At 34.2% G+C, this 17,377-nt stretch carries 19 protein-coding genes; 1 reads left to right on the top strand and 18 read right to left on the bottom strand.

Annotated elements, in window-relative coordinates:
• Positions 1-53: 53 nt before the first annotated feature.
• From CCE82_RS04470 to CCE82_RS04445, 6 genes are all read right to left on the bottom strand, one after another.
• Positions 54-902 (bottom strand): hypothetical protein, encoded by an 849-nt coding sequence (locus CCE82_RS04470; RefSeq protein ID WP_086428213.1) that lies wholly within the window; start codon positions 900-902, stop codon positions 54-56.
• Positions 899-1,192, bottom strand: coding sequence for a CRISPR-associated endonuclease Cas2 (gene cas2 / locus CCE82_RS04465; RefSeq protein ID WP_240507163.1), 294 nt, complete (start codon positions 1,190-1,192; stop codon positions 899-901). Before cas2 ends, CCE82_RS04470 begins: the two co-directional genes overlap by 4 nt.
• A gap of 79 nt (positions 1,193-1,271) precedes the next feature.
• The gene (gene cas1 / locus CCE82_RS04460; RefSeq protein ID WP_086428211.1) at positions 1,272-2,147 is read right to left on the bottom strand and encodes a type II CRISPR-associated endonuclease Cas1; all 876 of its coding nucleotides are present in this window, start codon (positions 2,145-2,147) and stop codon (positions 1,272-1,274) included.
• Positions 2,137-6,168, bottom strand: coding sequence for a type II CRISPR RNA-guided endonuclease Cas9 (cas9, locus tag CCE82_RS04455; protein ID WP_086428210.1), 4,032 nt, complete (start codon positions 6,166-6,168; stop codon positions 2,137-2,139). Before cas9 ends, cas1 begins: the two co-directional genes overlap by 11 nt.
• Positions 6,169-6,403: 235 nt before the next feature.
• Complete coding sequence (locus CCE82_RS13245) at positions 6,404-7,564, bottom strand: MFS transporter (protein ID WP_240507161.1); 1,161 nt, start codon at positions 7,562-7,564, stop codon at positions 6,404-6,406.
• Between the two features lie 490 nt (positions 7,565-8,054).
• A complete protein-coding gene (locus tag CCE82_RS04445) occupies positions 8,055-8,903 on the bottom strand; it encodes a sce7726 family protein (protein WP_086428209.1) in 849 nt (282 codons plus the stop codon).
• 181 nt (positions 8,904-9,084) lie between these two features.
• On the opposite strand from CCE82_RS04445, the gene CCE82_RS04440 reads away from it, so the two are divergent.
• A complete protein-coding gene (locus CCE82_RS04440) occupies positions 9,085-9,630 on the top strand; it encodes a cysteine hydrolase family protein (RefSeq protein ID WP_086428208.1) in 546 nt (181 codons plus the stop codon).
• A 348-nt stretch (positions 9,631-9,978) separates the two neighbouring features.
• Here the strand turns inward: CCE82_RS04440 and rpsI are convergent, their stop codons facing one another.
• The 12 genes from rpsI to infA form a co-directional block, all read right to left on the bottom strand.
• Positions 9,979-10,371 carry a 30S ribosomal protein S9 gene (gene rpsI / locus CCE82_RS04435; RefSeq protein ID WP_037542446.1) on the bottom strand — a complete coding sequence of 131 codons (393 nt, stop codon included), beginning with the start codon at positions 10,369-10,371 and terminating at the stop codon, positions 9,979-9,981.
• A 19-nt stretch (positions 10,372-10,390) separates the two neighbouring features.
• On the bottom strand, positions 10,391-10,828 hold the full coding sequence (gene rplM, locus CCE82_RS04430) for a 50S ribosomal protein L13 (protein ID WP_086428207.1): 438 nt from the start codon (positions 10,826-10,828) through the stop codon (positions 10,391-10,393).
• 209 nt (positions 10,829-11,037) lie between these two features.
• Positions 11,038-11,841 carry a tRNA pseudouridine(38-40) synthase TruA gene (gene truA, locus CCE82_RS04425; protein WP_086428206.1) on the bottom strand — a complete coding sequence of 268 codons (804 nt, stop codon included), beginning with the start codon at positions 11,839-11,841 and terminating at the stop codon, positions 11,038-11,040.
• 15 nt (positions 11,842-11,856) lie between these two features.
• A complete protein-coding gene (locus CCE82_RS04420) occupies positions 11,857-12,660 on the bottom strand; it encodes an energy-coupling factor transporter transmembrane component T family protein (RefSeq protein WP_086428205.1) in 804 nt (267 codons plus the stop codon).
• Positions 12,650-13,516: an energy-coupling factor transporter ATPase gene (locus tag CCE82_RS04415; RefSeq protein WP_086428204.1), complete on the bottom strand. Its 867-nt coding sequence runs from the start codon at positions 13,514-13,516 to the stop codon at positions 12,650-12,652. Before CCE82_RS04415 ends, CCE82_RS04420 begins: the two co-directional genes overlap by 11 nt.
• Entirely contained in the window at positions 13,513-14,322 is an 810-nt protein-coding gene (locus CCE82_RS04410; protein WP_086428203.1) for an energy-coupling factor transporter ATPase, read from the bottom strand. Before CCE82_RS04410 ends, CCE82_RS04415 begins: the two co-directional genes overlap by 4 nt.
• Positions 14,323-14,713: 391 nt before the next feature.
• Complete coding sequence (gene rplQ, locus CCE82_RS04405) at positions 14,714-15,082, bottom strand: 50S ribosomal protein L17 (RefSeq protein WP_086428202.1); 369 nt, start codon at positions 15,080-15,082, stop codon at positions 14,714-14,716.
• Between the two features lie 16 nt (positions 15,083-15,098).
• Positions 15,099-16,043 carry a DNA-directed RNA polymerase subunit alpha gene (locus CCE82_RS04400; protein WP_086428201.1) on the bottom strand — a complete coding sequence of 315 codons (945 nt, stop codon included), beginning with the start codon at positions 16,041-16,043 and terminating at the stop codon, positions 15,099-15,101.
• 75 nt (positions 16,044-16,118) lie between these two features.
• Positions 16,119-16,508 (bottom strand): 30S ribosomal protein S11, encoded by a 390-nt coding sequence (gene rpsK, locus CCE82_RS04395; RefSeq protein ID WP_014613235.1) that lies wholly within the window; start codon positions 16,506-16,508, stop codon positions 16,119-16,121.
• Positions 16,509-16,532: 24 nt separating this feature from the next.
• The gene (gene rpsM, locus CCE82_RS04390) at positions 16,533-16,898 is read right to left on the bottom strand and encodes a 30S ribosomal protein S13 (RefSeq protein ID WP_014613234.1); all 366 of its coding nucleotides are present in this window, start codon (positions 16,896-16,898) and stop codon (positions 16,533-16,535) included.
• A 23-nt stretch (positions 16,899-16,921) separates the two neighbouring features.
• Positions 16,922-17,035: a 50S ribosomal protein L36 gene (gene rpmJ, locus CCE82_RS04385; RefSeq protein WP_002509257.1), complete on the bottom strand. Its 114-nt coding sequence runs from the start codon at positions 17,033-17,035 to the stop codon at positions 16,922-16,924.
• A gap of 31 nt (positions 17,036-17,066) precedes the next feature.
• Entirely contained in the window at positions 17,067-17,285 is a 219-nt protein-coding gene (gene infA / locus CCE82_RS04380; RefSeq protein WP_001118443.1) for a translation initiation factor IF-1, read from the bottom strand.
• Between the last annotated feature and the right edge of the window lie 92 nt (positions 17,286-17,377).

Raw genomic sequence — 17,377 nt, 5'->3', positions numbered from 1 at the left:
AAAGTAAGTCACATAGTCATTACTTACTCGTCAATCATTGAATTAAGTATAACTTAATTGTAATGGTTTATAAACTTAAAATATCTTTCAAACTCAGAAAGGTTTTCACCTAAAAATTCGTGATATGCAATCATATTAGTCAATTGATGACTTACCATTTCTTCTGGAATTAATAACGATAATTCTTCCTTTATTTTTTCTATGTCATGACACGCTTTATTACTTTTACAAAGAAATATGTTTTCTTCATTTATGATGATAGAAGGATGATTGGTGAAAACGATCGTTGTGAAATGATACTTCTTTAAAAGTTGCATAAATACTTTAATATCGTGAATACCGAGGTAAGACTCCGGAAATAATACAATCAAAATGTTTTCTTTTGTTGAGTGAATGAGCAGATCAATGAATACTTTTCTTTTATTTATTTCGTTTAAATCCTCAAGCTCATTATGAAAATCTATTCCAAACAATTTTAGCAATCTTCTCAACTTAAAAATCGATGGTTGCAATTCTATTTGATAGTCATCATCGTATATACCTAGCGTATTTTTTAAATCAATTAGACTTTGTTCAAACTTTAAAAATGAGTGATTCGCTTTTTCATAATTAATAATTTGCTCTTCAAAACGTTGATACACTTTTTCTTCTATCAATTTTTGACCTAATAAATTTGTGTCTCCGCAATTTAAAATAATCGGATTAAAGTTTTTCGGGCTCATCGTCTCATAGTCGTCTGATATAAAGTGTGCAAACTGACTATCTTCAATAGCCTTATTCATCATATAATCCGTAAAGTTTTGTATAAAGGCTTCACATAGATTAGTATCTTCAAAAGTTATAATATTTGTACTTCTTTCTTTAATTTCAAGAACTTCTGTAGTATGACTCGCAATTTTCATAATTCAATCACTCTTTCAGAACTCAAACCTATCTGCCCTTTTGGTGGCGCTCCTACCAGATATTTCATATTTGAAAATTGATTTTCTGTTATAACCAACGTCTGCACCATACCATTTGAAGGGACTATACTTTTTAATTTAGTCATTTGATGATTCAATGTGGAACTGTTAAATATTAACTTACAATATACAGAATACTGTAGTCTCACATATCCTTCATTCGTTAAAAATTTAACAAATTGTCGATATGCCCGTCTTTCACTCGATGTCTCTACTGGTAAGTCGAACATTAAAATTAATCTCAAATATCTCACCTCAACACATATCCCCTTAATAATCATTTTTTACTTTCTAAAACTTCATGTTAAATTAATATGTCCAAGTTGGTATTTTTATAGCTTCTTTATCTCCAGTCGACAAATATTTAAACAAACTGTCTACATATATTTCTACAGCATTCATAAAATAGTATCTTCTGTTGTCAATCATTAGCTTTATATTTAAAATGTTCAATATTGCTCTTTTTTGATCGGTTCCAAATTGTTGCGCTACATTTTTTAAAACCAAATAATCTATAATTGGTCTAAAAATCTCCATAAAGTCAGAAGCTAAATTATAAACATTGAATTCATTATGATGTTTGATACCCAATTCGGTAAGATAGCCCTTGCTTACAATCGTTCTTGCTACAATCGCTAATAATACTTGATAACCATAATCCATAGCTGCATTTTGAGCGCTATCATCACCTCTAGCATGACCACTATCTAAAATGATATTAAAATAAACTTTTGCCGCATGTCCTTCACGATTGGTACTATCATCTAATGCTACACTATTCGCGAACGTGTCAAATAATCCTGTATTACTTTCTTTAAAGCATTCTTGAACAACTTGTTTTTGGTTCAGTATTTTATGTTTAATCAATAACTGCCAAAGTCCTGCTTTACGATCATTTTGCCAGTTGATTTGTTTTTGAATGTGCCTCGCTTGTCTATGATGACCAAATAGTGGTAACAAAAGAGAATTCGGCAAATGCTTTGTATTGCATAAAATGGTTACAATCTTTCGATCACTTAACGCATTCATGAGATGCCCAGTCATTGAAACATTAGGATGCTCAATAACTAGACACAAGATTTCATTTAATGGAATTCGACTTAAATTTTCATTTTTAACAATCAATTGATTCATTCGGAGTGACAATTTCGATTCTTTTGTTATGATTACCGTTCTAAAGCTCATTTCTAGACTCCGCTAATTTAAACAATGATTTAGGCTTCGTTGTTTTCAATCCTGAAATTGAAGTATATGCAATTTTAACGTCTTTCTCTTTGCCTAAAAATGCACGATTCCCCAGACCACTTTTTCGACTTCCGATTTTTTCTGATCTTGCAGCCGATGCTGTAACGACTTTAAATAATTCATCTAATGTTTCTATAAAGTCTTCATGTGTTTGATGAGATCCTGAAAAAAGCGTCCGAACTCTTTCCTCTTTTAACTCACTATCTAAATAATGGCGATATTCATTGATTACCTTTTCAGCTATAACTTCATATGTTTTGATTAACTTTTCAACACTTGTCTCTTTATTGTTCATCGCCTTGTATAACGAAAGTTGTTCCTCAACAGTTAACTCGAACTGCTTTGCATTAATCACTTCATTGCTTGAAACCAAATAACAAGGATGGTTATTCAAATACAACAAGTCACCTTTGTTAAGTTTATATACAATTTGGGCATCTAATACCTCATTTTTATTCTCACGTCGCGCTAAGTATAATGCGAGCTCTTTTTCATTACCATTTGTAAATTTATAAAAATCAAATACATAATGATCAATCATTTGATATTGCATTTTCACTTTGCCTTTTTTAGTCGCTGTTTTGATTGCAACGACAAATGTTTGATGTGGTTTGAGACTCGTATATACAGCATCTGCACTTTTTGGGGATTCATACTTTATTTCGGCTATTTTAGGTGATTCTGGCATTTGGTTATAAAATTGTTGCGTTGTATTTGCTAACTTTTTAGAGTAATTGATTTTAAAGTGATTCATATCTAGCTTGATTTTCGAAATAAGCCGTTCACCTTGGCTTACTTCCATTTTTTCGAGCTTTTTGAAAAAGAACAGTTCTCTCGTCTTTTGGTTTGTGTTGAACTCACCTAAAGCTTTCCATTTCTCTCTTACTTTCTCCCATTTGAAATTGAAATCAAATAAATCTACATTAGGATAAGCAAGTTGTGCTCCGTGATATACGACACCATTCAAATAGGCATCAATCGCGTGATGTGCATCGTTCATTTGACGTATTTTAGGAATATCAAATTTCTTTCTAAATTCACTCACCATTTTCGCCTTCATTGGGATCACTTTCGTATTCGGATATTCTTCTTTAAGGAAATCTCTCACATGTACCGAAATCTGGCGTGTTTCAACGAGCTGGCGCTGGATAAATCCTTCCTTGTCCATTGCAGTAAATTCTGGTTTCATTAATTTATGCAATTTACTGTCACTTATTAATCCCGCTTTATTTAAACTTTTCCAGTAAGCGATTCTTTCATAAGGTCGTTGGATGAATTGTAACGGAACTTGATCCCCTTTCGTTTGATTCATCGCTTTAATGACTAATACTTTATTATCGATTGAATCATCTTTAATAAAACTTCTTGGGATAATGTGATCCACTTCGTAATATTTTGTCGCATTTGGAGATAGTAGTGCATCTAAATCTATGCTTTGCCCAGAATACATACACTTTCCATTTTGGGATAAGTACAACCATAACTTTTCTTGTTGTAACTGTTCATTACTCAATTTATTAGAGACGTCAATGATATGCTTGTATTCATCTACTGATTTTAATTTGTTTTTCTTGATATTGTCATCCCATAATTGTTTTCGACTTTTTTGCTTTTTACCTTTCTGTTGGTCTTCTGTCGCAAATTCCATAATAATCTTTTCTGGTTCACCAAATATTGAAGTCAACTCTCTCACCAATTTAATCGTTGACCAGATACCTTTTTTCAAAGCTGGAGAAGTTGCTAAATCCGCAATATCCTGGTATTGAATTTTGTTTGATCGTACCTGATTTTCTTCTTTTATAAAACTCTGAAAATCATATACATCATTCGTGATTATTTCCATAAAGTTTTCATCAGAATTTCTTAACAATTCGATAATCGAATGGCCATGATACTCATGTGTTAATAACCTTTCACTCAATCTTCCCCATCCTGAGTAATTCAACTTTTTCAATTGATTGATTTGTTGTGACGTTAACTCTGGATAATTTTCTTTCAATTTTTGAACTAATATCTTTTTGTCTTCAAAAATGGTAATCCATAGAATAATTTCTTCAATTTGTGCTCTTTTACCATCAATATTCCCAAAAATTTTAGTCATGTCTTGATAGGAAGATAATTTCGATACAAACTTTTTATCATCTTGTGTTCCAAAAATAGATAGCTTTTCTCCGTGATTCATAAAACTTTCACGATGATTCGAATTCAACATGATTTCTAAAAATTTGCTATGACTGACTGTTTTATATTTCTTAAAGATGTGCTCTACTGCAAATAATTTTATTTTAGGTGTCAATCTGTATTTACGACTTTTTGAATCTGTTTGTTGTCGAATTTGAATTGAATTTATCTCGTTTAATACTTCCATCTCTTGATACAATAAACTATTTTTCGGCAATACATCTTCATTCATTAAATATGTACATTTGTTTGTCATACGTCTAATAAATTGAGTCGCACTTTTCGAACGGTCTACAACTTCATCAAAGTTCCATGGTTTAATGGGTTCATTTGATTTTCTTTCCATCCAACCAAATTTTGCTGTTGTTTGGTCGTTAACAAGCGGCCCAACATAATAAGGAATTCTAAATTGAATCAGGCTTAAAACTTTTTCAATCATTTCATCCGTGATTTCAGCATGATACTTTTGTTGATTTCTCAAAATAGTTTCTGCTTCATATAAATTGATTTGCATTGGAATACTTGCATTATCTGTCGTATTTAAAACTTTTAACAACGTGTCATTTTCCGCTTCAAAATATAATGGACTCTCTTGAGGGATGATTTTTTTGAGTTCATCAATCAGTATTTTGTATTGTGCTTTAGGTCTAATTAAATATTGATCGAATAAACAGAGCTTGCTTAAATTTTCTTTTTTCGGTTTTGCTTCATATTGTTTTAAACTTTCCTTACTCGAAACAAAAATCTTTTTAAATTGTACTTTCGTTGGATCCGCTTTATATACAATATCTTTCACTTGTTTTAGTTCATTTTTAAATTTATCGTAAGCTACTACTTTTGAAATGGCCATTGACTTGTTGTCATTTGAGTCATCCGTTGATTTATCCCATTTTAATATATCTTGAAGCGTAAATGATAAATAGATTTTATTAGCACTCTCAATCAACTCTAATTGTTCTACCGTTAAAAATGGCGTTAAGTTCTCCTCATAATTATCAGCAAAAGAATGCGATTGTTTTGCTTCTTTCAATTCCTCTGCATTGTCAGCTTGATTAAATAAATCTCCTTCTTTAAATTTAAGACCTAAGAGCATTTTTGAAAAATGTTTAAGTGCTTTCTCAATTTTAACAATCGCTTTTTCCCGATCATTTTTAGTCATTTCATTATCTTGTAAAATTTCATAGATTGCTTTTATCTTCTCGTAATCAAGATTCAAAGAAATATGATTGATACTTTCATATAGCTCAACCAATTCTACAAAATCGTCCATACTTTCATTATTATTTAAATTGTCGATATTTAAATGATTAAAAAGAAAATGCCCTCTATATTTCACTAAATGGTATAACGCTATATAGATCAGTTCTGCATCAAATTTTTTGTCCTCTAATAAAAGTGCTTTTTGTACATGATAAATCGTTGGGTATTTTTTAGGAGAATAACCTAGAAACCTTAAAACCTCAGAGAGACTTTTGTTTTTAAAGTCCATGTTGTCATTTTTCCATGTGAACTGTCTTTGAAATTGATAAAAATTAGGATTTTGAACTAAAGGCGCTAAGATTTCTTGCAATAGACCTAAACGTTTAATACGACGATTATTTCTTCGTCTTGTTGTTCGAAACTGTCTACGTTCTTGAGCCGTCTGTGCACCATCAAATAAGTAAACACCAATCGCATCTTTATTATAGTATTTTAAAATATTAAACGTTTTATCCATACATGCATAACCAACACTGCCTGTACCAATATCAAGACTTAAAATATAAGGTTGATGAACCAATACACTTACCCCCATTTAATTTATTTATTAATATTATCGCAAATCATTTGATAATTGTGAATACTTATGATATTATAATTTTGAAGTTTTACTTCGTTCTAAATAAACATAGTTAAGTTAAAACAAGCTTAAAGCGTCAATGTAATATTTCATTAACACCCTACTGTGTCAGTGGGGTTTTTTAATTGCAATAAAAAACCAAGACCTTCATAAAAAGTCTTGGTTTTCATTATTTTTACGTCCCTATTTTAATTCTTCCTCTAAATTTATAAACGACCAATGTCATAATACCTAATACTGGAAAAATGATATATATGTGTGCGATATCAACATATTTAACCAAAAACGACGATAAAACATAGGAAATTGCTGAAAATATAGTCGATATGCTGATAATATGAGATTTTGCCTTTCCGATAGCTTTGATTGGCACCTTACTTTGTAAAATGATAGAAAACGGAATATTAAATGTCGTAATACACACCCCTAAAAGTGTCATGACGATAAAATAGACTACTAAATTGGAATTAAACGACAGGAGTATGACTAAAATACCTTGAGCGACCGCACTCAATACAAATAACCTATCAGATTGATACGAATCTAGTGTTAAATATTTTGATATCAATATCCCTGTTAATACGCCCCCTATCATCATAAATACTTCCGTTGCAGTAAAGATATCAGGATTGGCACTAATTTTTTCCCTAATGTACGGTATGATCAGCGCTGTATATGGTGTAATCATGATATTGGCTGCAATCGCTATAATCAAAATATAGTTCACAATAGAAGTGTCGTAACTATCACTCTCTTCTTCTTGAGCAATCTTTTCAAAATTGTAAAATAAATCTTTTGATATCGATAATATGAGGACTAAACTGACAGCATACATTACCAACTCAATATATAAGATAACATTAATCTCTGTTCTTGCGATTAAAAATGATCCTATTGTCATCCCTAATACATATAGCACTTTTTCAACAATTGAGATATATGAATTTAATTTAACGATGTGTGCTTCTCCAAAACTCTTAATAAATTTTGGCGTAATCGACCCACTGACCACGTCTAAACAGTTCAAAACAATCGTTAATAAACAGACCGTCCATACATAATCCACAAATTTTAGTGAAAACAACACAACAATCAAAATGACAATTCTTGTAATAAACAAATGACTATATAACTTCACATGATGAAACAAATCAATTTTGTTGGTGATGATTCTAGACGTCAGAAATCTAATGAAAAAGACGATTGAAACGACGAGAGCTAAAGTTGAATACGTTGATTTTTCACCAATAATCCAATATACAGCGACAAATGTAGCACTATTCCCCAATATAATCAAAGCATAAGAAACCAGATATACCATAATACTTTTATTCATGATGTCTCCTTTAAAATACCTACTTTACTGTTTAATCCCTTTTATGAAACAACTCTTCGTAGCTCTATTTCTTTCACCCTATCTTTCTACATAGTCACTGATAGCCTTTTCTTTGATTAAAGTGCAACAGAAATGACTACCGTGACATAACAAACTCATTCACTTAAAGTGTCGCGTTTCAAATTAACGATTTAGACAATAAGATTATGTCTTGTATGTCATGACAATTAAATTTTACACAAAAAAACAGAAAATTCAATCTTTTATTGGTAGATGCTTACGTTAAAGGAAAATGATATGTTTAAAGGGCTTTGGGGTTCCCTATTGTCTAGAGTTTAATACTTCAATTTATTTTTTCTTAGTATCTTGCCTTTCTAAAGTACTCTATATCGTTGTAAAAAGGCTACATATAACTTAGCAACTTTGATTTTGAAATAAGAGTAGAAAAGGCAACATTTTTATTCTGCCATTTCCCTACATTTTGTAATCGTCATTTACCTCCCCCTAATGCTTTATTTAAATTGTGATAATCTTTTTTCTTGAATTGGCTAAAATACGTTAAAAATCTGAGTTCATACGGTACATTCATAAAATTATTTTGATAAAGTTTAACTGTATTTCTTTTCTTTAATAGCCTAATAAACTGTTCATACAAAGGCGCGATTTCAATTTTCTGGAACATTTTTAATAATGCTTGATACTCAGAAAATTGATCGACTTCAGGACTGTATCCATAAAACATTTTGATGATTGAACTTCTTTCTGCTTTCCTTAACACTTTGTACATCGCTATATGATTTAACCATTGCCTATTTTCGACAGGTTTCTGTTTTTGACTGATCGTATTTTTCTTAGATAACACAGAAATTCCGACCGTCGTATTTAAGTATAATGCCTTTACTTTATCAAGATGTGCTTCGTCTACAATGATTTCGACATGATCAAACACTGAGTAATAATCCATGATTTGGTTGTTCAATCTTTGTAAAGAGTCCAGCTTCGTCTTTATTTCGTATACTACCGCCTTACCATTAATCAATATGAAATCTGCTTTTGAGCGATTAACCGGTAATTCAGTCATAGCCACAGTTGTATTTAAAGAATGTTTTCCTAAAAGTAATTTGTTTAACATTGTGTTTTTAAAAAAATATTCATTACGATAATCCTTTTTTAACACAGCGTAAAGTTGTTGCATTTTAATATGATTATTTAGATGAGATGCATGTTCATTAAAAATTTGGTGATAAGCCTTGTCCAGTAGCTCACTTTTACCTTCATGTGTTAATTCCCTTAGCATATTTTTGGAAAACACTTTATTTAAAATATTGATTGTTCCCATTATTTCACCTCATTTCATAATCACCAGTTCAAAACCTTCTCAAGTATATATGTAACCTATTATACATGATATATGCATAGGGTCCTACCTTTAATAGTCATCTACTTTCCGCTTCTCAACGACTTTATCATTTAGTCCATCTCGTTTATGCTAATGATAGAAACTAAGGAGGTATTGGGTTATGACAAAATATGGTTTACTCATTATTGATGTTCAGAACGATTATTTCAGTGGAGGGAAAATGGCTTTACACGAACCAGAAAAGGCCCTTCATCATATTCAACAACTTGAGCATGACTTTAAATCGAAAAACTTACCTATCATTTATATTCAACATATCAATACACAACCAAATCCAGCGTTTTTTGAAAAAGGAACAGAGGGCGTGGCACTACACTCTGAACTCTCATTGCAAGATGACAGTATCATCATTGAGAAGCATTTTCCGAACAGTTTCTTACAAACAGAACTTCAAGCAACATTGGACCAGCTAGAGGTTGATACGCTCGTCATTACTGGTATGATGACGCATATGTGTGTTGATTCTACAACAAGAGCTGCCGCTGAGTTAGGTTACCATCCTGTGTTGATTCATGATGCGACTGCGACACGCACTTTAACATTTAATGGCAATGATGTTGAAGCAAGTGATGTACAAAACGCATTTATTTCGTCATTAAGCAATTTTTCAACGGTCATGTCTACTGACGATTGGATCAAAGCATAATACATTTTATATGACTTTAACTGCTATTTGTATATTGATATAAAGGTGACAAAATCAATCACCCTATCATTATACAACATAGCAGTCTTTCTTTTGATTTCACACGCATTGATGTCATATATCATACCATAATGACTTCCACATTTTTCAATTCGTCTGGTTGCTTCATCTCTCTCTTATCAAGAAATTAAGTCTGATTTCTATTTCTTCCAATCACTTGTCTCTTTCTATAAGTTGTTGATACCTCACTTTTTCAAAACATCCATATTAATAAAAAGAAAGTTCAACAATAAAAAAGACACCTTCCCACAATGAGAAGATGTCTTGAAATATAATATATAATCGATATTAACGTTTTGAGAACTGAGGTGAACGACGGGCTTTTTTAAGACCTGGTTTTTTACGTTCTTTCATACGTGGGTCACGTGTTAATAGACCAGCACGTTTTAATGAACCTCTGTATTCAGGATCTGCTTCTAATAATGCACGCGCGATACCGTGACGGATTGCTTGTGCTTGACCAGTAAAGCCACCACCGTGAACGTTAACTAAAACGTCATAGTTACCTTTAGTTTCTGTTACGTCGAATGGTTGGTTTAAGTCTAAGATTAATGATTCGAATGGTAAGTATTCACGTACGTCACGATCATTTACTTTAATGTTACCTTCACCTGGTACTAAACGTACACGTGCTACTGAGTTTTTACGACGGCCTGTGCCTCTATATTCAACTTGTGCCAATGTCATTTCCTCCTTCTAATTAACCACGTAACTCGTAGTTTTCTGGTTGTTGTGCAGCGTGTGGATGTTCAGCGCCACCATAAACGAATAATTTTTTACCTTGTTTTTCACCTAAACGTGAACTTGGTAACATACCTTTGATTGATGTTTCAAGTAAACGTTCTGGGTTTGTACGTCTTAACTCTCCAGCTGTGATTGATTTTAAACCACCTGGGTGATTTGAGTGACGGTAGTAGATTTTATCGTTTTCTTTGTTACCAGTAAATTCGATTTTTGATGCGTTGATGATGATTACGTAGTCACCTGTGTCAACGTGTGGTGTGTAAGTTACTTTATTTTTACCGCGTAAGATACTTGCTACTTCTGATGATAAACGACCTAATGTTTGTCCTTCAGCATCGACAACGTACCATTTGCGCTCAATGTTTGATTCATTTGCCATAAATGTTTGACGCATAATTGAGTCCTCCTAGTGAATAAATGTTTCTATAGTTTTTTGGGTGATTGTACGAAACAATCCAGTGCGCTATTTATTCCGTTAGCTGTTGCTCTTTCCTGCTTATATATCTTGTAACACAATAAGTTTCCGGGGCTTATCGTGGGGTGATATAAAACAATACCGTTAACTATGATATAGGTTTTAGCGTATAAAGTCAATGTGTTTCGTTAAATTTGTGTTGATTTTTTATAGTGAATTTGAATGTCGTCACCAAAGTCTGCGCTTAACTGCTCTGGTGCTAAATAAATCTTCTCTAAATACAGTCCTTCAGCTGGTGCAGTGTGCGGTACAAGGTTTCTGTCTTGTTGTGCGAGCAAATTCGGAACGTCTTCTGCTAACCGCTTCCCTTTACCAACTTCTAATAAATACGCCATAATCACGCGCACCATATTATATAAAAACCCGGAACCAGTAATCACGAAATCTATACCCTCTGCCGTTAGTTCAATTCGACTTTCATATATCATACGTTCTTTACTTTCAACCTCTGTTTTTTGCGAACAAAACGTCGTAAAATCATGCGTACCAATAAAATACTGTGCCGCACGTTGCATCGCTTCAATATCCAAAGTTTTCGGCTCGAATGTTTTCAATTGTGACCAAAACGGGTTGCGATGTTCGGCTTGATAAATGCTATAACGATAACGCTTCCCGACACAGTCATAGCGACAATGAAAGTCAGCATCAATCATGCGCACTTCATGAACATAAATATCATCAGGCAATGCACTATTCATCGCATATTGCCAACGCTCAGGCGTAATGTTTAAATGCGTATCAAAATGAAAGTATTGTTCTTTTGCATGGACACCACGATCCGTTCGACTCGATGGATGAATACGTACATGCTGTTGATGCATACGCTTCAATATTTTTTCAAAGTATCCTTGCACAGTGCGCCCTTCATTTTGAATTTGAAATCCTAAAAATTGTGCACCGTTATAACTAATTTTAACGAGGACACGTTGCATAATATCGTCCTTTCTTTAAAAAGTGTGGCCTAACCATAGCGATACTACTGCAATTGGAATCAGGCTGACTATTAATAATGTATCTTTGAGTTGCCATTTTAATATTCGATAACTCGTACGTTCTGCATTTGCATCATAACCTCTCACTTCCATCGCAATGGCCAGCTCTTCTGCACGTTGAAATGCGGATATAAACAGTGGAATGAGTAACGGGATGAACGCTCTAATTCTCGCCATCAATGAACCAGAACTAATATCAGAGCCTCGTGATTTTTGAGATAATATGATTTTATCTAGCTCTTCCATTAATGTCGGAATAAAGCGTAATGCAATCGACATCATCATGCTTAACGCCGCGACAGGAATTTTAATATATTTCAACGGTTTAAACAGACGATCAAATGCGTCAGTTAAATTCAATGGACTCGTCGTTAATGTCAAAATCGTTGAAACAATCATAATAAATCCAAGTCGTAGCACGATGAGTATTCCTTCTCTAATTCCGTTCGAATCAATGGTAATGAAGCCCCACTCAATCAAACGTGTGCCCCCTTTTGTGAGAAACAAGTGCATGATAAAGGTTAAAATTAAAAAGAAAAAGACGGGCAACAAACCTTTAATGAGAAACCATAATGGAATACGTGCGAGTTGCGTCATCGTGAGTAATATGATGGCGAGCCATAAGTAACTTAAAGGATGATGGCTCATAAAAATAATAATAATAAATAAAAATACAAATATTAGTTTAGCCCTTGGATCTAATCTATGAATCACTGTATCTAACGGAAGAAAACGCCCAATGATTAACTTATCCTTCATGACGTTGCCTCCATTCTTCATAAATCTCCACAAACGCCGCTTCTGTTAATGCTAATTTGTCGAACTGGACACCTAATTTTGCTTCTACATCACGCTGTAAACGCACAATATCAGGTAGGCACAAGTGCAAAGCGTTGACATCATCAGGCCGTTGAAAAAAGTCATTGGGTGTCGTGGATTCAATTAAAGTCCCACGCTGCATAATTTTAAGCTCATCTGCATATTGCGCGACATCGTTCATATCATGCGTTACTAAAATAATTGTTTTGCCTTCTTCTAACTGCAACTTTTTAAATAACGCCATCACTTGCGCCTTACTTCGTGGATCTAACCCTGCTGTCGGTTCGTCTAAAATTAAAATGTCAGGATCCATCGCTAATATGGCAGCGAGTGCGACTTTACGCATTTGTCCTCCTGAAAGCATAAATGGCGACTGCTGCATAATTTTTTCAGCATCAAAGCCCAGTTCACCGAGTAACGTCATCGCTTTGTCACGTGCTTCATCTAAGTTCAGTCCATAATTTCGAGGTCCAAAGAGCACTTCCTTTTCCACGGTCTCTTCAAACAACTGTGACTCAGGGAATTGAAAGACCATTCCTATACGCTTACGAATCGATTTAAGACGCTTATCTTTAGTTTTACGATCGACTGTGACATCAAGTAATTGGACTTTACCTCGTGTCGGTTTCAACAAACCATTGAAATGCTGAATCAACGTTGACTTGCCTGAACCTGTTTTCCCGATAATCGCATAATAAAGTCCCGGCAAAAATTCAGTGGTGATTTGATTCAACGCTTGATATTCATATGGTGTTTTCTTTTGATACGTATACGAAACTTCTTCAAATTTAATCATGTCAACCGCTCCAATAATCCTTCATAAGTCATAAATGAATGGCTCATATTCAGCTTTTGAGCCATACGCATCTCAAAAGGCAAGTCCAAACCAATCTCTACTAATTGCGCACCTTGTTCAAAAATCGTCTCAACCGTTCCATCTAAAAACACTTCGCCGTGATTCATCACAATCACACGATCTGATGACACGACTTCTGACAGGTCATGGGTAATCGCAATCACTGTCACACCTTTGTTTTGATTGAGTGCTTTGACCATCGCTAATATTTCACGTCGACCTTCTGGATCTAACATCGCCGTTGCTTCATCAAAAATAATTAGTTGCGGTTCAAGTGCTAACACACTCGCAATCGCAACACGTTGTTTTTGACCACCAGAAAGTGCAGTCGGTTCATGGTGCTGTTTGTCATACATATCCACATCTTTGAGCACTGAAGGCACAATTTCATGCATCTCATCATAGGATAGACCTTTATTTTCCAAACCAAAAGCGACATCAAAACTCACGGTCGAACCTACAAATTGGTTTTCAGGATTTTGAAACACAATGCCAATATGGTGAAGAAAAGCTGAGCGGTCCACGCCTTTGATAGAACTTCCATTAATGCGAATATCCCCTTCGTAATCTTGTTCAATACCTGTGAGCAGTTTCGCTAATGTCGATTTACCTGAACCATTATGACCTACAATGGATAACCAATCTCCTCTTTTAACTTTGAATTGGATATCATTTAAAACTTTCGGTTGATCCTCATGATATTGAAATGAAACGTGATCAAACTCTATCAAGTATTCGTGTTCCATTTCTTGCGCCTCCTTTGTGTGCTAATATGACTATTTTACAAAAAACAGCGTCATTTGTATATGTATCGGAAATGTTTGACGTAGATTCAATAAAGTCATGATCACACCTTAGCTTGTTGATACATATTTTACACGCGTTATCCGTCAACATCGCTTCGTACAAAAAAGGGTATGAGACCATCCATCATCTCATACCCTTCCCTTATTTCATCTGTCATGATGCATCAATAACAGCCCATCATTAACATAAAAAAGCGCGCACCCCACCTTTATTGAGTTCACGCTTTGTCGTCAATATTTAGTTAGATGGGGTACTCTGAGCTAGACAATATTTGTATGTGGCAAACATTATCGTTGCACTCATTTGCTTTCATGTAGTAGTGTGTATCAATTATACTAATTCAATGATTACTGTTGGTGCGCCATCGCCTTGACGTGGACCCACTTTAAGAATACGAGTGTAACCACCTTGACGTTCTTGGTAACGTTCAGCGATTTCACCGAATAATTTTTGAAGTGCAGTTTGAGTCGTCTCATCTTCATTTAAGATTTGAACGTTGCGTAAAGTTTTAGCAGCATTACGACGAGAAGCTAAGTCACCTTTTTTACCTAAAGTGATTAATTTTTCAACTACGCTACGAAGTTCTTTCGCACGTGCTTCAGTCGTTTCGATGCGTTCACTTACGATTAATGATGTTGCTAAATCACGTAACATTGCTTTACGTTGATCTGAAGTACGACCTAATTTTCTGTAACCCATGAGTTAACCTCCTTTATCAATCTTCTTTTCTTAGACCTAAACCTAAGTCTTCTAATTTGTATTTTACTTCTTCAAGAGACTTACGACCTAAGTTACGAACTTTCATCATATCAGCCTCTGATTTGTCAGCGAGTTCTTGTACTGAGTTAATACCCGCACGTTTAAGACAGTTGTATGAACGTACAGATAAGTCTAATTCTTCAATAGACATTTCTAATACTTTTTCTTTTTGATCTTCTTCTTTTTCAATCATGATTTCTGCATTTTGTGCTTCGTCAGTTAAGCCAACAAAGATATTTAAATGCTCAGTCATAATTTTAGCAGCTAAAGATACTGACTCTTGTGGTGTAATTGAACCATCAGTCCAAACGTCTAATGTCAATTTATCGAAGTCAGAACTTTGTCCCACACGTGTGTTTTCAACTGTGTAATTCACACGCTCTACTGGAGAGTATAATGAATCAACTGGAATCACACCAATTGGAAGATCACTTGAGTTATTTTGATCAGCTAATGCATACCCACGTCCTGTATTCGCAACTAAACGTAACTTAAGGTGACCACCTTTAGACACTGTCGCAATTTTAAGATCAGGGTTCAAAATTTCAACATCACTGTCATGCATGATATCTTTCGCAGTGACTTCGCCTTCTTCTTTAATATCGATTTCAAGTGTTTTATCCTCTTCAGAATAAATCTTAAGTGCTAACTTTTTAATATTCATCACAATTGTAGAAACATCTTCAACGACATTATCAATTGCTGAGAATTCGTGTAACACACCTTCAATTTCGATATACTTCACAGCCGCACCTGGTAATGATGATAGTAGGATACGACGTAAGGAGTTTCCTAGTGTAGTACCATAACCACGCTCTAATGGTTCAACAACGAACTTACCGAATTTAGCATCATCACTAACTTCAATTGTCTCAATTCTAGGTTTCTCAATTTCAATCATTTACATATCCTCCTTAAGTACGTCGACTTGCATAAACTTTAAATTCAAGTGATTTGTGACAAAACGAAAATTTAATTATACGCGACGACGTTTTGGTGGACGGCAACCATTATGTGGAACTGGAGTAACGTCTTTAATCGCTGTTACTTCTAGACCTGCTGATTGTAATGCACGGATCGCTGACTCACGACCTGGGCCAGGGCCTTTTACAGTTACTTCTACTGATTTTAAACCATGCTCCATCGCTGCTTTTGAAGCTGTTTCAGAAGCCATTTGTGCTGCGAATGGTGTAGATTTTTTAGAACCTTTAAAACCAAGCGCACCCGCAGATGACCATGATAAAGCATTACCGAATTCATCTGTAATTGTTACAATTGTATTGTTGAATGTTGAACGGATATGAGCCACACCGTTTTCAATATTCTTTTTCACTCTACGTTTACGTGATACTTGTTTACGTGCCATAGTATAATTTGCCTCCTTTACCTATTATTTTTTCTTGTTAGCTACAGTTTTAACTGGGCCTTTACGCGTACGAGCGTTGTTTTTAGTTTTTTGACCGTTAACTGGTAAACCACGACGGTGGCGAATACCACGGTAAGATGAGATCTCCATCAAACGTTTGATGTTTAAGTTTGTTTCACGGCGTAAGTCACCTTCAACTTTATAACCGTCTACAACTTCACGAATACGACCTAACTCATCGTCAGTAAGGTCTTTAACACGTGTGTCTTCTGAAACGTTTGCTTCTGAAAGGATCTTTTGTGCTGATGTTTTACCGATACCGTAGATATAAGTTAATGAGATTACTACGCGTTTATCACGTGGGATATCAATTCCTGCAATACGTGCCATTATAATTTACACCTCTCTTTTAATTAACCTTGTTTTTGTTTATGCTTAGGGTTTTCACAGATTACCATGACTTTACCTTTACGTTTAATGACTTTACATTTTTCGCAAATTGGTTTTACTGATGGTCTTACTTTCATTTTTATACCTCCTTCAATGTTGGAGTGACAATTATTTATAACGATATGTGATTCTTCCGCGTGTTAAATCATACGGAGACATTTCTACTGTTACTTTGTCGCCAGGTAGAATACGGATATAGTTCATACGAATTTTACCACTCACATGTGCTAGAATTTCATGACCATTTTCTAATTCTACTTTAAACATTGCATTTGGTAAAGTATCTAATACTGTACCTTCAAGTTCGATAACGTCTTGTTTTGCCATTTGGAATAACGCCTCCCTTTTGTTGTAAGGATATAGAATATTTATTCATGAACGGTCTACTTTGGTTATACTCACTTTAACACAATCGCTAT

Origin of the sequence: Staphylococcus cornubiensis (genome assembly GCF_900183575.1) — a bacterium.
Lineage (GTDB): Bacteria > Bacillota > Bacilli > Staphylococcales > Staphylococcaceae > Staphylococcus > Staphylococcus cornubiensis.
Note: the sequence above shows the minus strand (reverse complement) of the source record. Positions and strands in the feature narration are given on the sequence as shown.